This is a genomic window from Pseudarthrobacter sp. 10T415 (genome assembly GCF_056394175.1).
This window is the reverse complement of the sequence record NZ_JBFTHJ010000002.1, coordinates 421,484-441,078: the sequence shown is the minus strand read 5'-3', so window position 1 is coordinate 441,078 and position 19,595 is coordinate 421,484. Positions and strand designations below refer to the sequence as shown.

General features: G+C 67.1%; 15 protein-coding genes. 10 read left to right on the top strand and 5 right to left on the bottom strand.

Annotation, left to right across the window (positions count from 1 at the left end):
- Positions 1-66 precede the first annotated feature (66 nt).
- The 5 genes from glgX to AC1DBN_RS04780 all read left to right on the top strand — a co-directional run bounded on the left by glgX (position 67) and on the right by AC1DBN_RS04780 (position 8,819).
- Positions 67-2,325, top strand: coding sequence for a glycogen debranching protein GlgX (gene glgX, locus AC1DBN_RS04800; protein ID WP_477722653.1), 2,259 nt, complete (start codon positions 67-69; stop codon positions 2,323-2,325).
- Entirely contained in the window at positions 2,322-4,652 is a 2,331-nt protein-coding gene (gene treY / locus AC1DBN_RS04795) for a malto-oligosyltrehalose synthase (protein WP_477722652.1), read from the top strand. Before glgX ends, treY begins: the two co-directional genes overlap by 4 nt.
- A complete protein-coding gene (gene treZ, locus AC1DBN_RS04790; RefSeq protein WP_477722651.1) occupies positions 4,649-6,418 on the top strand; it encodes a malto-oligosyltrehalose trehalohydrolase in 1,770 nt (589 codons plus the stop codon). Before treY ends, treZ begins: the two co-directional genes overlap by 4 nt.
- A 115-nt stretch (positions 6,419-6,533) precedes the next feature.
- Entirely contained in the window at positions 6,534-7,574 is a 1,041-nt protein-coding gene (mgrA, locus tag AC1DBN_RS04785) for an L-glyceraldehyde 3-phosphate reductase (RefSeq protein ID WP_091721855.1), read from the top strand.
- Positions 7,575-7,733: 159 nt separating this feature from the next.
- Positions 7,734-8,819, top strand: coding sequence for an inositol-3-phosphate synthase (locus AC1DBN_RS04780; RefSeq protein WP_091721852.1), 1,086 nt, complete (start codon positions 7,734-7,736; stop codon positions 8,817-8,819).
- A gap of 108 nt (positions 8,820-8,927) precedes the next feature.
- Here the strand turns inward: AC1DBN_RS04780 and AC1DBN_RS04775 are convergent, their stop codons facing one another.
- Positions 8,928-9,551 (bottom strand): MerR family transcriptional regulator, encoded by a 624-nt coding sequence (locus AC1DBN_RS04775; RefSeq protein ID WP_091721848.1) that lies wholly within the window; start codon positions 9,549-9,551, stop codon positions 8,928-8,930.
- 78 nt (positions 9,552-9,629) lie between these two features.
- Between AC1DBN_RS04775 and AC1DBN_RS04770 the strand changes: the two genes are divergently transcribed.
- The gene (locus AC1DBN_RS04770; protein ID WP_091721846.1) at positions 9,630-10,166 is read left to right on the top strand and encodes a DUF2306 domain-containing protein; all 537 of its coding nucleotides are present in this window, start codon (positions 9,630-9,632) and stop codon (positions 10,164-10,166) included.
- Here the strand turns inward: AC1DBN_RS04770 and AC1DBN_RS04765 are convergent.
- From AC1DBN_RS04765 to AC1DBN_RS04750, 4 genes are all read right to left on the bottom strand, one after another.
- A complete protein-coding gene (locus tag AC1DBN_RS04765) occupies positions 10,163-11,122 on the bottom strand; it encodes an endonuclease domain-containing protein (RefSeq protein WP_091721844.1) in 960 nt (319 codons plus the stop codon). The two genes, AC1DBN_RS04770 and AC1DBN_RS04765, sit on opposite strands and share 4 nt — an antisense overlap.
- Before the next feature lie 164 nt (positions 11,123-11,286).
- Complete coding sequence (locus AC1DBN_RS04760; protein WP_091721841.1) at positions 11,287-12,963, bottom strand: formate--tetrahydrofolate ligase; 1,677 nt, start codon at positions 12,961-12,963, stop codon at positions 11,287-11,289.
- 4 nt (positions 12,964-12,967) lie between these two features.
- Positions 12,968-14,230 carry a D-inositol-3-phosphate glycosyltransferase gene (gene mshA, locus AC1DBN_RS04755; protein WP_091721838.1) on the bottom strand — a complete coding sequence of 421 codons (1,263 nt, stop codon included), beginning with the start codon at positions 14,228-14,230 and terminating at the stop codon, positions 12,968-12,970.
- A gap of 87 nt (positions 14,231-14,317) precedes the next feature.
- A complete protein-coding gene (locus AC1DBN_RS04750; RefSeq protein ID WP_477722650.1) occupies positions 14,318-15,715 on the bottom strand; it encodes a family 4 glycosyl hydrolase in 1,398 nt (465 codons plus the stop codon).
- A 70-nt stretch (positions 15,716-15,785) separates the two neighbouring features.
- Here AC1DBN_RS04750 and AC1DBN_RS04745 point away from each other — a divergent pair, with 70 nt between their 5' ends.
- From AC1DBN_RS04745 to tsaB, 4 genes are all read left to right on the top strand, one after another.
- Entirely contained in the window at positions 15,786-16,877 is a 1,092-nt protein-coding gene (locus AC1DBN_RS04745; RefSeq protein ID WP_314213913.1) for a carbohydrate kinase family protein, read from the top strand.
- A 121-nt stretch (positions 16,878-16,998) separates the two neighbouring features.
- Entirely contained in the window at positions 16,999-18,231 is a 1,233-nt protein-coding gene (alr, locus tag AC1DBN_RS04740; RefSeq protein WP_091721832.1) for an alanine racemase, read from the top strand.
- 14 nt (positions 18,232-18,245) lie between these two features.
- Positions 18,246-18,875, top strand: a complete 630-nt coding sequence (tsaE, locus tag AC1DBN_RS04735) for a tRNA (adenosine(37)-N6)-threonylcarbamoyltransferase complex ATPase subunit type 1 TsaE (RefSeq protein ID WP_091724065.1) — start codon at positions 18,246-18,248, stop codon at positions 18,873-18,875.
- The gene (gene tsaB, locus AC1DBN_RS04730) at positions 18,875-19,546 is read left to right on the top strand and encodes a tRNA (adenosine(37)-N6)-threonylcarbamoyltransferase complex dimerization subunit type 1 TsaB (RefSeq protein WP_314213911.1); all 672 of its coding nucleotides are present in this window, start codon (positions 18,875-18,877) and stop codon (positions 19,544-19,546) included. The genes tsaE and tsaB overlap by 1 nt, the downstream gene beginning before the upstream one ends.
- Positions 19,547-19,595 lie beyond the last annotated feature (49 nt).

The window sequence follows — 19,595 nt, the reverse complement described above, 5'->3', positions numbered from 1 at the left end:
TTAGTTCGCACCGGCAGTAGGGGCGTTCCGATGCCCTCTGCTGCTGACCAACAAATGAGGAGCACGATGGAAGTCTGGCCTGGAACTGCCTACCCGCTGGGAGCAACCTTTGACGGCACCGGCACCAATTTCGCACTGTTCAGCGAACAGGCCGAACGGGTGGAACTCTGCCTCCTGGCTGATGACCTGACCGAAACGCGGATCGAACTGACCGAAGTGGACGGCTACGTCTGGCACTGCTACCTGCCCCACATCCAGCCCGGCCAGAAGTACGGTTACCGCGTCCACGGACCGTACGAGCCCGCCAACGGCAGCCGTTTCAACCCGAACAAGCTCCTGATGGACCCGTACGCGAAAGCCATCCAGGGCGAGATCGACTGGGACCCGGCCCTCTTCTCCTACGAGTTCGGTGACCCGGATTCCCGCAACGACGCCGACTCCGCCGCCCACACCATGCACGGCGTGGTCATCAACCCGTTCTTCGAATGGGACGGCGACCGGCAGCTCCGTGTCCCGTACCACCAGTCCGTCATCTACGAGGCGCACGTCAAGGGCCTCACCGAGCTGCACCCGGAGATCCCCGAAGAGCAGCGCGGCACCTACGCAGGCGTGGCCCACCCCGCGGTCATCGAGCACCTGAAGAAGCTCGGCGTCACGGCCATCGAGCTCATGCCGGTTCACCAGTTCGTCAACGACGGCACCCTGCAGGAGAAGGGCCTCAACAACTACTGGGGCTACAACACCATCGGCTTCTTCGCGCCGCAGAACACCTACAGCTCCACCGGCGACGTTGGACACCAGGTCCAGGAATTCAAGGCCATGGTCCGCGACCTGCACCGGGCCGGCATCGAAGTCATCCTCGACGTCGTGTACAACCACACCGCCGAAGGCAATCACCTGGGCCCCACCCTGTCCTTCAAGGGCATCGACAACCAGGCCTACTACCGGCTGGTGGACAACGACCTCAAGCACTACATGGACTACACCGGCACGGGCAACTCGCTTAACGTCCGCCACCCGCACTCCCTGCAGCTGTTGATGGACTCCCTGCGCTACTGGGTCACCGAGATGCACGTTGACGGCTTCCGCTTCGATCTCGCGTCCACCCTGGCCCGCGAGTTCTACGACGTGGACAAGCTCTCCACGTTCTTCGAACTCATCCAGCAGGACCCCATCGTTTCCCAGGTCAAGCTGATCGCCGAGCCCTGGGACGTTGGCCCCGGCGGCTACCAGGTGGGCAACTTCCCGCCGCAGTGGACGGAATGGAACGGAAAGTACCGCGACACGGTCCGTGACTTCTGGCGCGGCGAGCCGTCCACGCTGGGGGAATTCGCTTCCCGCCTCACCGGCTCCGCCGACCTCTACGAGAGCTCCGCGCGCCGCCCGGTCGCCTCCATCAACTTCGTCACCGCCCACGACGGCTTCACCATGCGGGACCTCGTGTCCTACAACGAGAAGCACAACGAGGCCAACGGCGAGGGCAACAACGACGGCGAATCGCACAACCGGTCCTGGAACTGCGGCGAGGAGGGTGACACCGACGACGAGAAGGTACTCACCCTGCGCGCCCGCCAGCAGCGGAACTTCATCGCCACCCTGCTGCTCTCCCAGGGCGTGCCGATGGTCCTGCACGGCGACGAACTGGGCCGCACGCAGCAGGGCAACAACAACACCTACTGCCAGGACTCCGAGCTCAGCTGGGTGCACTGGGAAGCCATGGACCAGCCCCTGGTGGAGTTCACGGCGTTCGTCTCCAAGCTCCGGCGCGACCACCCCACGTTCCGCCGCAGCCGCTTCTTCGACGGCCGTCCCGTCCGCCGTGGCGAGGGCGAAAAGCTGCCCGACATCGTCTGGCTGAAGACCGATGGCACCGAAATGCTGCCCGAGGACTGGGGCAGCGGCTTCGGCCGGACCATCGGTGTCTTCTACAACGGTGACGGAATCCAGGAGCAGGACTCCCGGGGCCGGCGCATCACCGACGACAGCTTCCTGATGGCCTTCAACGCCCATGACGACGAGGTGGAGTTCCTCCTGCCCTCCGACGAGTACTCGCAGTACTGGGAGGTCCTGATCGACACCGCGGCCCAGGCCGACGCCTACGAACCCCTCAAGGCCGGTGCAACGCTGACGCTGGACGCCAAGTCCATGGTGGTGCTGCGCGCCTACTCGGGCCCGGAAGCCGAAGTGGATCTGTCTGCGGCAGCCTCCCTGGCCTCCATGGCCGAGCAGGAGGAAGCCCAGGAGGAGATGGTGGAAGCCCAGACCAAGGCTGCTGAAGCGAGCGAGGCAAGGGCAACGGGCGCCGATAAGGAAACGCAGGCATGAGGACGCCAGCCTCCACCTACCGGCTGCAGATCCGCAGCAGCTTCACGCTGTTCGATGCCGCCGAGAAGGTCCCGTACCTGAAGTCGCTCGGCGTGGACTGGGTTTACCTGTCGCCGATCCTCACGGCGGAGCAGGGCTCGGACCACGGCTACGACGTGACTGATCCCTCCGCCGTCGACCCCGAACGCGGCGGCCCGGAAGGGCTGCTGGCCCTTTCCCGCGCCGCCCGCGAGCACGGCATGGGTGTCCTGGTGGACATCGTGCCCAACCACGTGGGCGTCGCCACCCCGGCGCAGAACCCCTGGTGGTGGTCACTCCTGAAGGAGGGCCGCGGGTCACGGTACGCGGAAGCGTTCGACGTCGACTGGGACCTGGGCGGCGGCAAGGTCCGGCTCCCGATGCTGGGCTCCGACGCGGACCTGGACAAGCTGGAGATCAAGGACGGGGAACTCCGGTACTACGACCACCGGTTCCCCCTCGCCGACGGGACGTACTCCGACGGGGACTCCCCGCAGGATGTGCACAGCCGCCAGCACTACCAGCTGATGGACTGGCGCCGCGCCGACGCCGAGCTCAACTACCGCCGCTTCTTCGCGGTGACCACCCTGGCCGGCATCCGGGTGGAAACTCCCGCCGTCTTCGAAGAAGCCCACGCCGAGGTTGGCCGCTGGTTCACCGAAGGCCTGGCGGACGGCCTGCGCGTCGACCACCCGGACGGACTGGCCGACCCCGCAGGCTACCTGCGGTGGCTGAAGGACCTCACCGGCGGCGCCTATGTCCTGGTGGAGAAGATCCTGGAACCCGGCGAAGTGCTGCCGGGGGACTTCGCCTGCGAGGGCACCACCGGGTACGACGCGCTCGCCGACGTGGACCGGGTGTTCGTGGATCCTGCCGGAGAAGAGTCACTGAACGCGCTGGACGCTGAGTTGCGTGGCACTCCCGAGGCCGCCGACTACGCGGAGATGATCCGCGGCACCAAGCGGATGATCGCCGACGGCATCCTCCGCTCCGAGGTGCTGCGCCTGGCCCGGCTGGTCCCGGAATCCCACGGACTGGCACTGGAGGAAGCGGCCGATGCCCTTGCCGAGGTCATCGCCTCCTTCCCGGTCTACCGGAGCTACCTGCCCACCGGGGCCGAGGTTCTCAAGGAAGCCTGCGAGTCTGCCGCCGAACACCGTCCGGACCTCGCGGTTGCAGTCGGGACGCTCCTCCCGCTGCTGCTGGACCCGGCCAACCCCATCGCCGTCCGGTTCCAGCAGACCTCCGGCATGGTGATGGCCAAGGGCGTGGAGGACACTGCGTTCTACCGCTACACACGGCTGGGCACGCTGACCGAGGTGGGCGCAGAACCCACCGAGTTCGCCGTGTCCCCGGAGGAGTTCCATCACCGGATGCGCCGGCGGCAGGATGAGTTGCCGCTGTCCATGACCACCATGTCCACGCACGACACCAAGCGCAGCGAGGACGCCCGGGCACGGATCTCCGTGATCGCCGAGCTGCCGGGGGAGTGGGCCGCAACGCTGGACACCCTCCGGAAGCTGGCTCCCATCCCGGACGGCCCCTACGAGAACCTGCTGTGGCAGGCCATCGTCGGCGCCTGGCCAGCCAGCCGGGAACGCCTGCAGGGCTACGCCGAGAAGGCTGCCCGCGAAGCCGGCAACTCCACGAAGTGGACTGACCCGGACGAGGACTTCGAGTCGCGGGTGAAGGCCGCCGTGGATGCTGTGTTCGACGACGCCGGCGTAGCCAAGGTTGTGGAGGACTTCGTGGCACGCATTGAAGCCTTCGCAGCGTCCAACTCCCTCTCCGCCAAGCTGGTCCAGCTGACCATGCCCGGCGTTCCGGACGTCTACCAGGGCAGCGAATTCTGGGAACGGTCCCTGACCGATCCCGATAACCGCCGGCCGGTGGACTTCGCACTCCGGGAAGCGGAGCTCGCCAAGATCGACGCCGGCATGTTGCCCGAAGCGGGCACGGAAGCCAGCAAGCTCCTGGCCACTGCGCGGGCGCTTCGCCTCAAGCGGGACCGGCCGGAGCTCTTTGAGGGTTACGTCCCAATAACGGCAAGCGGTGCTGCAGCCGGACACCTGCTCGGGTTCTCCCGCGGCACGGCCGACGGCACACCCGGGGCGGTGACCCTGGCAACGCGGCTGCCTGCGGGCCTGGACGCTGAGGGCGGCTGGCGCGATACCGCCGTCGAACTTCCCGCTGCAATGCGTGACGAACTGACGGGCGCCGAATTTGGTGCGGGCACCGTGTTGGTAGCCGACGTGCTGGGTACCTACCCGGTGTCCCTGCTGGTCCCTGTGGATGGAGGAAACGCATGACCCTGGTCAATCAAGGACCCGAACGCTTCGACGTCTGGGCACCCGACGCCTCCTCGGTCACCCTCGTGGCGGGCGGCCGGGAGTACCCCATGGCGAAGAAGGACACCGCGCCCGGCACGGAAGGCTGGTGGACCGCCCCGGACGCGCCGGCCGAGGGCGAAGTGGACTACGGCTACCAGCTCGACGGCGACAGCCACCCGCTGCCCGACCCCCGGTCCCGGCGGGTACCCGCGGGAGTCCACAAGCTGTCCCGGACCTTCGATCCCGCCGCGTACGCGTGGCAGGATTCCGGCTGGAAGGGCAGGGAACTCACCGGCTCGGTGATCTACGAACTCCACGTGGGCACCTTCACCCCGGAGGGAACCCTGGACGCCGCCGCCGGGAAGCTCGGCTACCTCGCGGACCTGGGCGTCGACTTCGTGGAGCTGTTGCCCGTCAACGGGTTCAACGGCACCCACAACTGGGGCTACGACGGCGTGCAGTGGTATGCAGTCCATGAGGGCTACGGCGGGCCCGCCGCATACCAGCGGTTCGTCGATGCCGCGCATGCTGCCGGGCTCGGGGTCATCCAGGACGTGGTGTACAACCACCTCGGCCCCAGCGGCAACTACCTGCCCAAGTTCGGCCCGTACCTGAAACAGGGCGACGCCAACACCTGGGGTGACTCCGTCAACCTCGACGGACCCGGCTCCGACGTGGTCCGGGAGTACATCCTGGACAACCTGGCGCTGTGGCTCCGCGACTACCACGTGGACGGGCTGCGGCTCGACGCCGTGCACGCCCTGCGCGACGAGCGGGCGGTCCACATCCTCGAGGAGTTCGGTGCCCTGGGCGACGCCGTCTCAGCCGAAACCGGGCTGCCCAAGACGCTGATCGCGGAGTCCGACCTGAACAACCCCCGCCTGATCTACCCGCGGGACGCCAACGGGTACGGCCTGGCGGGGCAGTGGAGCGACGACTTCCACCACGCGGTCCATGTGAACGTCAGCGGCGAAACCACCGGGTACTACTCCGACTTTGAGTCCCTGGCGGTGCTGGCCAAGGTCCTCAAGGACGGCTTCCTGCATGACGGCAGCTACTCCAGCTTCCGCGGCCGGCACCACGGCAGGCCGATCAACGCTTCGCTGGTGAACCCGGCGGCGCTGGTGGTCTGCAACCAGAACCACGACCAGATCGGCAACCGGGCCATCGGCGACAGGCTGTCCCAGTCACTGTCCTACGGGCAGCTGGCCGTGGCGGCGGTGCTCACGCTGACCTCGCCGTTCACGCCCATGCTGTTTATGGGGGAGGAATACGGGGCAACCACACCGTGGCAGTTCTTCACCTCCCACCCGGAACCCGAGCTCGGCAAGGCCACCGCGGAAGGGCGCATCAAGGAATTCGAGCGCATGGGGTGGGATCCCGCCGTCGTGCCTGACCCCCAGGATCCGGAAACCTTCCGCCGGTCCAAACTGGACTGGGACGAAGCCGCCACGGGCGACCACGCCCGGCTGCTGGAGCTCTACAGGTCGCTGACGGCGCTGCGGCGCAGTCATCCCGAACTGGCCGGGCTCGGTTTCGGTGAGACCGAGGTGGCGTTCGACGACGACTCCGGCTGGCTGCGGTTCCGCCGCGGCAGCGTTGAGGTGCTGGTGAACTTCGCTGACGCGAAGGTGCGGCTGGACGGCGTCAGCGGATCCCTCCTGCTGTCCACCGACGAGGGGACAAGCCAGGACGGCGACGCCCTCGCTCTGGCTCCATGGAGCGCCGCCATCGTGAAGTCCTGACGATTCCGTTCCTTGCCGCGTGCGCGCGTTGCGCCGCGGGCTGGCATTGTCAGCCCGCGGCGTAACTTTTGCGGTCCTGCCTGTTGCGCCGGTCACAGCTGGCAGGATGGAACCCATGACTTATTCCGCGGCGGAAGACCGCTACGAATCCATGCCCTACCGCCGGGTGGGCCGCAGCGGCCTGAAGCTTCCGGCCATCTCCCTGGGCCTGTGGCACAACTTCGGTGACGACAAGCGCTTTGATGAACAGCGAGCCATCCTGCGCCGTGCCTTCGACCTTGGCGTGAACCACTTCGACCTCGCCAACAACTACGGCCCGCCGGACGGATCCGCCGAGACCAACTTCGGCCGCCACCTCAAGGACGACTTCAAGCCGTACCGCGATGAGCTGGTCATCTCCACGAAGGCCGGCTACTACATGTGGCCCGGCCCCTACGGCGAGTGGGGCTCACGGAAATACCTGCTCTCCAGCCTGGACCAGTCACTGGAGCGCATGGGCCTGGACTACGTAGATATCTTTTACAGCCACCGGCCGGACCCGGAAACGCCGCTGGAAGAAACCATGGGCGCCCTCGACTACGCCGTCCGCTCGGGCAAGGCACTCTACGCGGGCATCTCCTCCTACACCCCGGAACAGACCATCGAAGCTGCCCGCATCCTGAAGGAGCTCGGCACGCCGCTGCTCATCCACCAGCCCAGCTACTCCATGTTCAACCGCTGGACCGAGAACGGCAGCCCCAACCTCTACGAGGCGCTCGACCAGGTGGGGGCGGGGTCCATCGCCTTCTCGCCGCTGGCCCAGGGCATGCTCACCGACCGTTACCTCAACGGCATTCCGGACGATTCCCGCGCAGCCAAGGCCAGGTTCCTGTCCGAGGACGCCATCACGGATGAGAAGCTCGCCCGCATCCGGGGCCTGAAAGCCATTGCCGAAGGCCGTGGCCAGACGCTCGCGCAAATGGCCATCGCCTGGATCCTCCGGGACCAGCCCAAGGGTTCGCCGGTGACCTCGGCACTGGTGGGAGCCTCCAGCGTGCGCCAGCTCGAGGACACGCTCTCCGCCATCAACAACCTCGGATTCAGCGCCGACGAACTGACCGCCATCGATGAGTTCGCGGTGGAATCGGACATCAACCTGTGGAAGCAGACCGTCTGACGAAACCCCTTTCTTACGCAGCGGGACCGGCGGAACAAGGGCCGGTCCCGCTGCGTTGGGTACTATGAGTACGCGCCGCGCGGCGCTGTCCCAGCCGGCCGCCGTCGCAATTTCCCCGACGCATTACCAGGCCGGCTGACGTTTGTCCTAAGGAGTTCCGTGTCTTCACATCCGATCCGTGTCGCAATCGTCGGCGTAGGCAACTGCGCCGCGTCGCTGGTGCAGGGCGTCCAGTACTACCAGGACGCCGACCCCACGGCGACCATCCCCGGCCTCATGCACGTTGAGTTCGGCCAGTACCACGTGGGCGATGTCCAGTTCGTGGCCGCGTTCGACGTCGATGGCAAGAAGGTGGGCAACGACCTCGCCGATGCCATCCTCGCCAGCGAAAACAACACCATCAAGATTGCCGACGTCCCGCCCACCGGCGTAACCGTCCAGCGCGGCCACACCCTGGACGGCCTCGGCAAGTACTACCTCGAGACCATCGAGGAATCCACCGAAGAGCCCGTTGACGTGGTTCAGGCCCTCAAGGACGCCGATGTTGACGTCATGGTCTGCTACCTGCCCGTCGGCTCCCAGGCTGCTGCCGAGTTCTACGCCCAGGCCGCCATTGACGCAGGCGTTGCCTTCGTCAACGCCCTTCCCGTGTTCATCGCCGGCACCAAGGCATGGGCGGACAAGTTCACCGCCGCCGGTGTTCCGATCGTGGGCGACGACATCAAGAGCCAGATCGGTGCCACCATCACGCACCGCGTCATGGCCAAGCTGTTCGAGGACCGCGGCGTCACCCTGGACCGCACGTACCAGCTGAACGTGGGCGGCAACATGGACTTCAAGAACATGTTGGAACGCGATCGCCTCGAGTCCAAGAAGATCTCCAAGACCCAGGCCGTCACTTCCAACGTCGAAGCCGAGCTCGCCGCCAAGGACGTCCACATCGGCCCGTCCGACTACGTACAGTGGCTCGACGACCGCAAGTGGGCCTTCGTCCGACTGGAAGGCCGCAACTTCGGTGACGCCCCCGTGTCGCTCGAGTACAAACTGGAAGTCTGGGATTCACCCAACTCCGCCGGCGTGATCATCGATGCCATCCGCGCCGCCAAGATCGGCCTGGACCGCGGCATCGGCGGTCCGCTGCTTTCCGCCTCCAGCTACTTCATGAAGTCCCCGCCGGAGCAGTTCAACGACGACCTCGCCCGTGAAAAGGTCGAGGCCTTCATCCGCGGCGACCTGGAGCGCTAACCCTTCCGACGCGCGCTCACTTGTGGCGGTTCCTTTGGGGAACGCGCGCTCACTTGTGGCGGTTCTCCAACGAACGCTCCTCCGTTTTTCACGGGGGAGCGTTCGGCGTTAAGGGGCGCCCGTGGTTGTCAGGCGGCGGATGGCATGGCTTGCCTGGGCAAGGGCCAGAAGCTTGAGCATCAGCTGTGAATGCAAATGCATGCCGACGGCAGCGGTCAGGATGACGCTGTCCGTGTCCTGTCCTGCCGTGGTTGCGGCAAGGTCGAGCCCGGCAATCGAGTCAACGGCGCTGCTGTACTGGTCCAGCAGATCCAGCGTTGATCCGATGCCCAGCCCTTCCATCAGGGCTATGTGCCGGTCCAGTGCATCCCGAGCGTCGCTGGGCACATCGGGCCAGTTTCGCATGCGAACGACGGCGTCTGCCGCGGCAGTGCGGACAACCTCACCGCTGTCAGGTCCAAGCTTCAGGACCACGCGCTGCACGTGGGCAAGCAGCGCCAGGTGCGGAACGCCGTCGTCCGCCATTTTCACAATGCTGCGGATCTGTTCGATATTCAGGCCAACGATCTGACGCAGTGAGCGGATTAACTCCAAGCGTTTGACGTGGTCCGCGGTGTAGCTGGCGCGCGTGGCGTGTACTGACTCGCCGGGCGGCAGGAGTCCTTCGCGGAGGTAATACTTGATGCTTGCCGCGGACGTTCCGGTGACTTCGCTAAGCTCCTTCAGTTGCATGGCGCCTCCGTAAGGTAGCGGACAGCCGGTCCACTATCTTGATGTACTTTTACTGGATAGTGCCTCTATCTTAGAGCTATGGAGCACTGGAACGTCTTACTTGTCAGCCACGTTGTTGCGGCACTCTTCGTCCTGGCTCTCGGACCGGTGCAGATCCTACGGCGGCGGCGCGACCGCATTCACCGGACCATGGGTTATTTGTGGGTAGCAGCCATGTACTACGTGTGTTTCAGCAGTTTTGGCATTGTCAGCGATGGCCATTTCAGTTGGCTGCATGGGCTGTCCGCGTTCACCATCATCACCGTCACACTCGGGCTGATCAGCGCAGTGCGGCATAACATCCCGGCCCACCGCGGCAACATGATAGGGAGTTACATCGGAATCGCTGTTGCTTTTGGTTTTGCTGTGGGGGTTCCGGGGCGCAGCATTCCCCGGCTTCTTTTGGCCGATTCTGGCACGGCGTTTTTCGTCGCCGCTCTGGTGCTGGTGTCCGTTGGCGTAGCTTACGCATCCCTGATCAGAGGCGACAGAAAAAGCACTGTTTCCCCGGTCCGGAGGAACGGGGAGTCCCACGGTGACACTAGTGGCGATGCAGTCCTGGCACAGCGGCCCTAGAGAGCACGCGCGAATCCGGCTGAGGCTGCAGGATCCTTTGCGGAAGCTCTTATAGCTCGCTTGATCTGTTTGATTGCGGTAGCGAAGTTGTCCTCATTGTCAGCCTTATCGAACACGAGGACTGTCCAGCCTGCCGCCTCGAAGGCCCTGTTTCTGCGTCGATCGCTGAGGCGCTGCGGCTCTTGAAGGTGATGGCCGCCGTCGTACTGGATCGCGATACGGCACCGACGATACCCCAGGTCCGCGGATGGAGAACGGCTGTCTCCTTGCCGAAGGTTCACCTGCAATTCCGGATCCGGAAGGCCGGCGTCCAGGATGCCAAGGCGGAGAAACGTTTCCGGCGCCGAATCTGATCCGACACGCATCAGATCGAGTGCCTGCCGGGCACGGACGATGCCCTGAAGATTTGAATGCCGGCTGATCAAGGCCTTGAGGTCGGAGACGGAAGTGTAGGCCTCCGCCCTGCCCTCGAAAGCGGGACGAGGCATTCGGATCAGCTCATCTCCCAATGCCACGAGGTCATTGAGCGGCAGAATGCGAGCCATGTCCAGCCACGTCCGGGCACGGGTGCTGAGCCAAATCCCCTCCACTAACTCGACTTCTCCGGGCCCGGAAATGACCCGGTGACCGCAAATGCCCTGCCTCCTAACGCCGGGAAGAGCCTTGGGTTTGCTGAGGTGGAGCTCGTTGGAGTCCGAAAGCCACGGCGGTAAGTACGAATTGCGGAGCCGAGCCGCCGTTACGTGGGATATCCAGGCTCCCGGTGTTGCTTCCGACAGCGCACGCGCCGTATCTTCCAGATCGAAAGACCAGGAAGCCGGGCGGAAGAGGCCGCGGCCGACGTGCTCGACATCGGCACGCCTCAGCCGATCACGCGTCAGCTTGGCGCTCACGGCACTTTCGACCGTTAAGGGCTTGGTTGCCAGAGGGATAGGTAACGGAGTGCTGCTGCGCATACTGCATTCTCACCGAATCATCCGACAAGCATCGGAAGTTATCCACAGGGGTCAGCCCAGTTCGTAGGCCGCTGAATCCGAGCCTGAGCGCGGGTTGGGATCTATGCCGCCACGAGTGAGCGCGGGTTGGGGTTTATGCCGCCACGAGTGAGCGCGCGTTGAGGCTAGGTGAGGCCTACCGGGTTGCCGTCGGGGTCGACGTCCATGCGGAGCGCGGCCGGCACGGCGGGGAGCCCTGGCATGGTCATCACTGCGCCGGTCAGCGCCACGATGAAGCCGGCGCCGGTCTTGGGCAGCAGGTCGCGGACGTGGATGGTGAAGCCCTTGGGGGCGCCGAGCCGGGTGGCGTCGTCGGTGAAGGAGTACTGAGTCTTGGCCATGCACACCGGAAGCCCGGCCCAGCCGTTGCGTTCGATGTCGGCCAGCCGCTTCAGGGCCGGGACGGAGAAGTCCACCCCGTCGGCCCCGTAGATCTCCTGCGCAATGGTGCGGATCTTGTCCTCCACGGAGAGCTCCAGCGCGTACAGGTGACGGAATTTGTTGGGTGCCTCCAGTGCCCGCGCCACCAGCCCGGCGAGCTCATCCCCGCCGTCACCGCCGCCGCCCCGGCCCCACACATCGGCCACGGCAGCCGGAACACCCTCCGCGGCACACCACGCGAGCAGCCAGTCCAGTTCCTCTGCCGTATCCGTGGCAAACCGGTTGATGGCAACCACCGGGGTCACACCGAACTTCTCCACGTTGTGGACGTGCCGGCGCAGGTTTTCGACGCCGGCCTCCAGCGCAGAAACGTCCGGCCGGGTCAGCTGGTCCTTGGCCACGCCGCCCTGCATCTTCAGCGCGCGCACGGTGGCCACCACCACGACGGCGGACGGTGCCAGGCCGCCGATCCGAGCCTTGATGTCCATGAACTTTTCGGCACCCAGGTCTGCGCCAAAACCGGCCTCCGTCACCACGATGTCCGCCAGCCGCCGTGCGGTCTGGGTGGCGATGAGGGAGTTGCAGCCGTGCGCAATGTTGGCGAACGGGCCGCCATGGACCAGCGCCGGGGTGCCCGCGATGGTCTGCACCAGGTTGGGTTTGACTGCTTCCTTGAGCAGCAGGGCCAGCGCCCCCTGCACCCCCAGGTCCGCCACCGTCACCGGAACGCGCTCATAGGTGTAGCCAAACGTGATCCTGCCCAGGCGTTCCCGGAGGTCGGCCAGGTCCGTGGCGAGGCAGAATACGGCCATGATCTCGGAGGCCACGGTGATGTCGAACCCGTCCTGCCGCGGCACGCCCTGGGCCGGCCCGCCGAGGCCGATCACCACTTCCCGCAGGGCCCGGTCGTTCATGTCCAGGACGCGCTTGAACGTCACGCGCCGCGGATCGATGTTCAAGGCGTTGCCCTGGTAGATGTGGTTGTCCACCAGAGCCATCAGGGCGTTGTTGGCGGAGGTGATGGCGTGGAAGTCACCGGTGAAATGCAGGTTGATCTCGTCCATTGGCAGCACCTGCGAGTAGCCTCCTCCGGTGGCGCCGCCCTTCATTCCCAGGACCGGGCCAAGCGAGGGCTCGCGCAACGCGATCATCACGTTGTGGCCGGCCCGCGCCAGGGAGTCCGCCAGCCCCACGGTGGTGGTGGACTTTCCTTCGCCGGCCGGCGTGGGGGACATGGCTGAGACGAGCACCAGCTTGCCGTGCGGCGGCGGTGCGTCCAGCCGGGCGGGATCGATCTTGGCTTTGTAACGCCCGTACTGTTCCAGCGCTGCGGCGTTCACCCCTGCGGCAGCGGCAATGTCTTCGATGGGCCTGATGCGTGCTGCCCGTGCTATCTCGAGGTCGCTGGAAACGCCGGTCATGGCGTCAGGTTACAGGAACGGCCGGCACAAGGTGGCCCACGTGCCGGTCGACGGCGGCGTGGTAGCTTTCGAGCGTGATGGCGGCGGTGCGGGACCAGCCGGAGTTCTGGGCGCGGATGGCGGCGGCCCGGCCCATGTCCACCCGGGTGGCGGGATCGTCGTAGAGCGCCTCAAAGGCGTCCGCCCAATCGGCCGCGTGGTGGCCGTCCACCAGCAACCCGGTCCGGCCGTGGAAGATGGCACGGGACAGCCCGCCCACCCGGGTTGCCACCACCGGGGTGCCGCAGGCCTGGGCTTCCAGGGCCACCAAGCCGAAGGATTCGCTGAAGGAAGGCATCACCACAACGTCGGCCGCGCGGAACCAGGCCGCAAGCTCAGGTGCCGTGACGGGCGGAAGCTGCGTGACGACGTCGTCCATCTCCGCGTCCGCCACGAGCTTGCGGAGGTTGAACTCCTTGTTGCCGCTGAGCTCGCCCAGGATAGTGAGCCGCAGGTCGATGTCCGGCCGCCGCTGCCGCAGCAGGGCCGCCGCTTTGACCAGCACCTGCGGGCCCTTGAGCCGCTGGATGCGGCCGGCGAACAGCAGGTGGAACGCCCCCGGATCCACGCCGTGGTCCTTACGCGCTTTGCTCCGGAAGGCGGGGGTGAACGTGGCCAGGTCCACGCCCGGGGGAGCGATGTCGATCCGGTCGTAGTCGGCGCCGTAGTGCGACACGAGTTCTGCCGCCTCGGAGCTGGTGTTGGCGATGAGGCGCGCTGCGCCGTCCACGATCCGGTGCTCGCCTACCTCACGCCGCCGCGGCTCAGGCTGTTCGCCGGATTCGAGCAGGAGGTTCTTAACCTTGGCCATGGTGTGCATGGTGTGGACAAGCGGCACGCCCCACAGTTCGGACAGTTCCAGCCCGGCGATGCCGGACACCCAGTAGTGGGAGTGGATGACGTCGTAGCGGCCGTGCGGCTGACGGCGGCGGATCTGTTCGATCTCTTCGACCATGCTGTGGAGCAGACCGGGCAGTTCTTCCTTGGGAATCTTCTTCGTCGGTCCGGCCAGGACGTTGTGCACGCAGACTCCGGGATCCGGATGTTCGACGGCGGGCTGGCCGGCCGAGGTGGCGCGCGTGAAGATCTCCACTTCAACGCCGGCTTCGGCCAGGGCCGAGGCCAGTTCACGGATGTAGACGTTCATGCCGCCGGCATCGCCGGAACCTGGCTGTTCCATGGGCGAGGTGTGGAGTGACAGCAAGGCCACCCTGCGGATCAATGCCAAGGGACCTCCTTCCGGCCGCCGGCGCGTATTACGGGCGCACCTGCCCCGGGTACCCGTTCAGTGCGCACTCGGTAAAACATTACTCCTTCAGCCAACCGGGGCCGCAGCCGCCGTCTCACCACGCCACATCGCCCGGAGCTCCGGAAATGCTTCCTCATAACCGGACAGGAGCCGGCCTGCCAGGTCCTCCGAATCCACCAGCGGATGCCGCGCGAAGGCCGCAAGGGCGGCGCCGCGGTCGCCGGTGGTGGCCGCCCGGACGGTGAGCCGTTCCACGTCCTTGACCTGCCGCAGCAACCGGAGCTGCGGCGCGGGTGGAGACTGCTGGGGAAGCGGCAGCGCGCCGTCGGCCGTCACCATGCAGGGAAGTTCGACGACGGCGTCCGCGGGCAGTCCCGGAATGGCGGGTTCCTGGGCGCCCGGGTTCAGTGAGTTGCGGGTATTTAGGATCAGCTGCGTAGCGCCGGCCCCGGAGAGCGCGCGCATGGCGGCGAGCGCCACGCGTTCGTAGCCGCCGCCGGCGAGGTCGTCTTCATCCCGCTGGGTACCTTCCGGGCGCGCCTCGGCCAAATAGCCCTCCTCGCGGGACCGGCGGGCGCCATCCCACAACTGGAAGGCGTCCGTTCCCGCGCCGGCGAGGCGTGGATAGAGGTCCAGTTGCTGGTTGTGGATGCTCTCTCCGCGCGTCTGCCGCATCGCCTGCATGGTACGTCGGGCGGCGTCGCGCCGGTAGTAGTAATACAGGTACTCGTTGGGCAGCATGCCGAGACCGGCCAGGAAGGTCTGGTCAAACAGGCGGCCCTCCTCGAAGGACGCCAGGGCGGCGGGATCGGCCAGCAGCCCCGGCAGCAGGTCGTGGCCGCCGGACTCCAGCCGGTACAGCCAGCCCAGGTGGTTCAGCCCGAAGTAGCCCACGCCGTCGAGCGTTCCCTCCGGCAGGTCCGCTCCCGCAGCGTGGGCAGCGCGCTGCACGAGGGCGCCTGCCGAGTCGCAGATGCCCACCACCCGGTTCCCCAGCACCGGGACGAGGGCCTCGGTGACCATGCCTGCCGGGTTGGTGAAATTGATCAGCCGGGCTTCCGGGCAGTGCCGGACCATCAGGCGGGCCAGGTGCACCATGTGCGGAATGGTCCGCAGCGCATAGGAGATGCCGCCTGCGCCCGTGGTTTCCTGCCCCAGCAGCCCCAGGTCCTGGGCCACCTTCTCGTCCGCGATCCGCCCTGCGGTCCCGCCCGGACGGATGGCGGCGAACACCATGTCCGTCCCGGGCAGGACATGGGCCAAATCGGTGGTGGAACGGACCGGCAGCCGCGGGCCGGGGCCCGCCGGCATGCTGTGCAGCACGGCGGTGACGGCTGCCAGGCGGGCGGGATCGACGTCGTACAGCACCAGCTCGGTGACCAGCCCGGCAAAGCGGCCGGAAACCAGCGCCCGGTAGATGAGCGGCACCCGGAAACCCCCGCCGCCGGCAATCAGAAGGCGCATACCCAGCAGTCTAGGGCGGGCACGGGCGCTCCTCTACCGGATGTCGTTGGCAGGGCGTAGTGTGCCGGACATGGACGCGATCCCGGCACGCCCTTTTGACCCCCTGGCCTCGGTCCGGAAACACTCCGGGCCCGGGTTCGATCTCCTGCTGGCCGGAACCGTCTTCCAGGACATCATTTTCACCGGACTGCCGCACGGCCCTGAACCGGGCACCGAAATCTGGAGCGACGGCATGGGCAGCTGCCCCGGCGGGGTGGCAAACCAGGCCATCGCGGCGGCCCGGCTGGGACTTCGGACAGGCCTGGCCGCAGTCTTCGGAGATGACGGTTATGGCGACTTCAACTGGAAGATCCTCTCCGGCCAGGAGCGGGTGGACCTGAGCCTGTCCCGCCGGGTGGAGGGGTGGCACTCCCCGGTGACGGTGTCGCTGTGTGTTGAGAAGGACCGGTCCATGGTCACCCACGGGCATGCTGCCCCGGTCACGTCCTCCGAGCTCATCGGGGAGCCGCCACCCACCCTCGCCGGCATCGCGGAAGTGGGCCTGGAGGTGGAACCTTGGGCTCGCGCCGCCCACGGGGCAGGCGTCAAGCTCTTCGGGGACGTGGGCTGGGACCCCACCGGGGAATGGGCTCCGGTCCGGCTGGAAAACCTGCAGTACTTCCATGCGTTCTTGCCCAACCAGCGTGAGGCCATGGCGCTGACCGGGAAGGACAACGCCTGGTCCGCCCTGTATGCGCTCGCGGACCGGGTTCCCGTGGCAGTTGTCACCCTCGGCCCGCAGGGGGCGCTCGCCGTCGATTCGGAAACGGGGGAGGAGGAGTGGGTTCCGTCCCTGCCGGTCAAGGCGCTCGACCCCACCGGAGCAGGTGACTGTTTCGACGCCGCATTCATCGTGGGCACGCTGGCCGGCTGGCCGCTGGGCAACAGGCTCCGCTTCGCCAACCTGTGCGCCTCCCTGGCCGTGCAGGAAGTGGGCGGTTCGCTGGCCGCCCCCGGCTGGGGAGACATCGCCGACTGGTGGAAACGCGCCAACGCCCGGCCCGAACGCCAGATGAGCCAGTGGCTGCGCCGCTTCGAATTCCTGGCCGAGATCATCCAGGACGTCCCGCAGGCGGCCCAGCGGAGGGCCGCAGCCACCATCGCCCACCTGTCGGACGCCTGAGCAACCCCGGTACGCCTGAGCCGTGCCGCCTGAACAGTGCCTGCCGCCTGAAGAGTGCCTGCCACGGCGGCGCCGGGTGGGCGATTATTCGGCCGCAGGCACCCCTACTAGAATCACTACCGTGACTTACCCCGCCCCAACCGGTGAAATCAGCGCTGCTTCAGTGCACGATCCCCACTACGAGCGTTCCGCCGTGATTGACCTGGACGCCATCCGGCACAACGTGCGGCGGCTCGCTGCCGCTGCCTCGCCGGCCAAGGTCATGGCCGTGGTCAAGGCCGACGCCTACGGGCATGGTGCAGTGCCCGTTGCCCGGGCCGCACTGGAGGCCGGCGCAGCCTGGCTGGGGGTGGCGCACATCTCCGAGGCGCTCGCCCTGCGCGCTGCCGGCATCGATGCGCCGCTGCTGGCATGGCTGCACACCACGGACAGCAACTTCGGCGCGGCGGTGGCGGCCGGCGTCGACATCGGCTGCTCAGGGTGGGAACTCGAGAGGATTGTTGCCGCGGCCCGCGAGCAGGAGCGCCCGGCCAGGATCCACCTCAAGGTGGACACCGGGCTGGGCCGCAACGGCGCCACCCTGGAGTACTGGGACACGCTGGTGGGCGAAGCGATGGAGTACCAGGACCAGGGCCTGCTCCGGGTGGTGGGCATCTTCTCCCACCTCGCCGTCGCTGATGAACCAGAACGCCCCGAAACCGATCACCAGCTGGCAGCTTTCCGCGAGGCGATTGCGGTGGCCGAGGACGCAGGGGTGGACGCCGAAGTCCGGCACCTGGCCAACACGCCCGCCACCCTGTCCCGGCCGGACACCCACTTTGACCTGGTGCGCGTAGGCCTGGGCATCTACGGACTTTCACCCTTCGACGGCCAGACCTCCGCTGAACTTGGCCTGCGCCCGGCCATGGCGCTCCGGACCAAGGTGTCCCAGTGCAAGGCCGTCCCGGCCGGCCAGGGGGTTTCCTACGGGCTCCATTACAGGACTGCCGGCGCCAGCACGCTGGGCCTGATCCCGCTGGGCTACGCCGATGGCATCCCGCGGGTCGCCACCGGCGGGCCGGTCCGGGTGGCCGGCACCACCTACCTGGTGGTGGGCCGCATCGCCATGGACCAGATGGTCATCGACCTCGGTCCGCGGGTCCAGGGGGCCGCGCTGCTGGGTGCCGAGGCCGAGCTTTTCGGCAGCGGGGCCGACGGCGGTCCCACGGCTGATGACTGGGCGCGCGCCGCCGGGACCATCAACTATGAGATCGTCACGCGGATCAGTCCGCGCGTGCCGCGCCGTTTCATCAACGAACAGGACACGTCCGGCAGCGCGAAAGCTTCTGCCGCCGGCAGGGAAGGGGCCCGGTGAGCGCCGCGAACCACATGCCCGGCCAGGCGGCTGAAGCCAACTGGGAAAAGACCTATTCGGCCACGACGGCGGACCAGACCCATGCCCTTGGCGCGGGGCTGGCCCGGGTTCTGGAAGCAGGGGACCTGGTGGTGCTTTCCGGCGAGCTGGGTGCCGGAAAAACCACCCTGACCCAAGGGCTGGGGGAAGGGCTGGGAGTGCGCTCCGGCATCATCTCACCCACCTTCGTGCTGGTCCGGATCCACCCCAACCTCCCCGATGGGCCCCGCCCCGGCGGACCGGACCTGGTCCACGTGGATGCCTACCGCCTCGGCTCGGCCGCCGAAGTGGACGACATCGACCTCGAGAACACCATGGACACCTCGGTGACGGTGGTGGAGTGGGGCCACGACCGGGTGGAACACCTCAGCGAGAACCGGTTGGAGATCGACCTGCACCGCGCCATCGGGCTCGGCGGCGGCTTCGGCCGTGGGTCCGTGACCACCGGGACCACTGTCGCCGCGAATGCCGGACCAGACGGCGCACGCGAAAGCCTGGACTTCGACACGGACGACACCGACGAGCCGCGCACCATCGTGATGCGCGGGTATGGCCCCCGCTGGGCCGACGCTCCGGAGCTGGGCGCTGCCGGGGGGACGAACTGATGCTGATTCTCGCAATCGACACGTCGGCCGTGGCCAGTGCGGCCCTGGTCTCGGACGATGCCCTGGAAGGCGTGGTGGCCAACTTCTCCACCGAGGACACCCGCAGCCACGCCGAAGTGCTGGCCCCGGGCATCGCGGGAATGCTGGCGGACGCCGGCGTTACGGGGGAGGACATTGATGCGCTGGTGGTGGGTGTGGGGCCCGGCCCGTTTACCGGGCTCCGGTCCGGTATCGCCACGGCACGCACCCTGGCCTTCGTTTGGGGCAAGCCCCTGCACGGCCTGATGAGCCTGGACGCGATCGCCCTGGAGGTGGCCGAGTCGACGGCGGCTGCCCCCGAGTTCCTGGTGGTCACCGACGCGCGCCGCAAGGAGGTCTACTGGGCCCGCTACAGCCTGGCCGAAGGCCAGTTGCCGGTGCTCGAAGACGGGCCGCATGTTGGCTTTGCCACGGACCTGCCGGACCTGCCCGCGTACGGTGCGGGCGCGGGCCTGTACGCGGACGCGCTGCGGGCGGACCCGGACTTTGCCGGTGAGCAGCCGGACGCCCTGTACCTGGGGCAGTTCGCCCTGGCCAGGCTGGCTTCCGGCGGGGGGCTCCTGGACTCCACGCCGCTGTACCTTCGGGAATCCGACGCCCAGGTTCCGGGGCCGCGGAAGAGGGCCCTGTGAGTGCCGCCGGGCCCGACAGGATTCCGGAGCCCCGTTCCGCCTCCCTGGA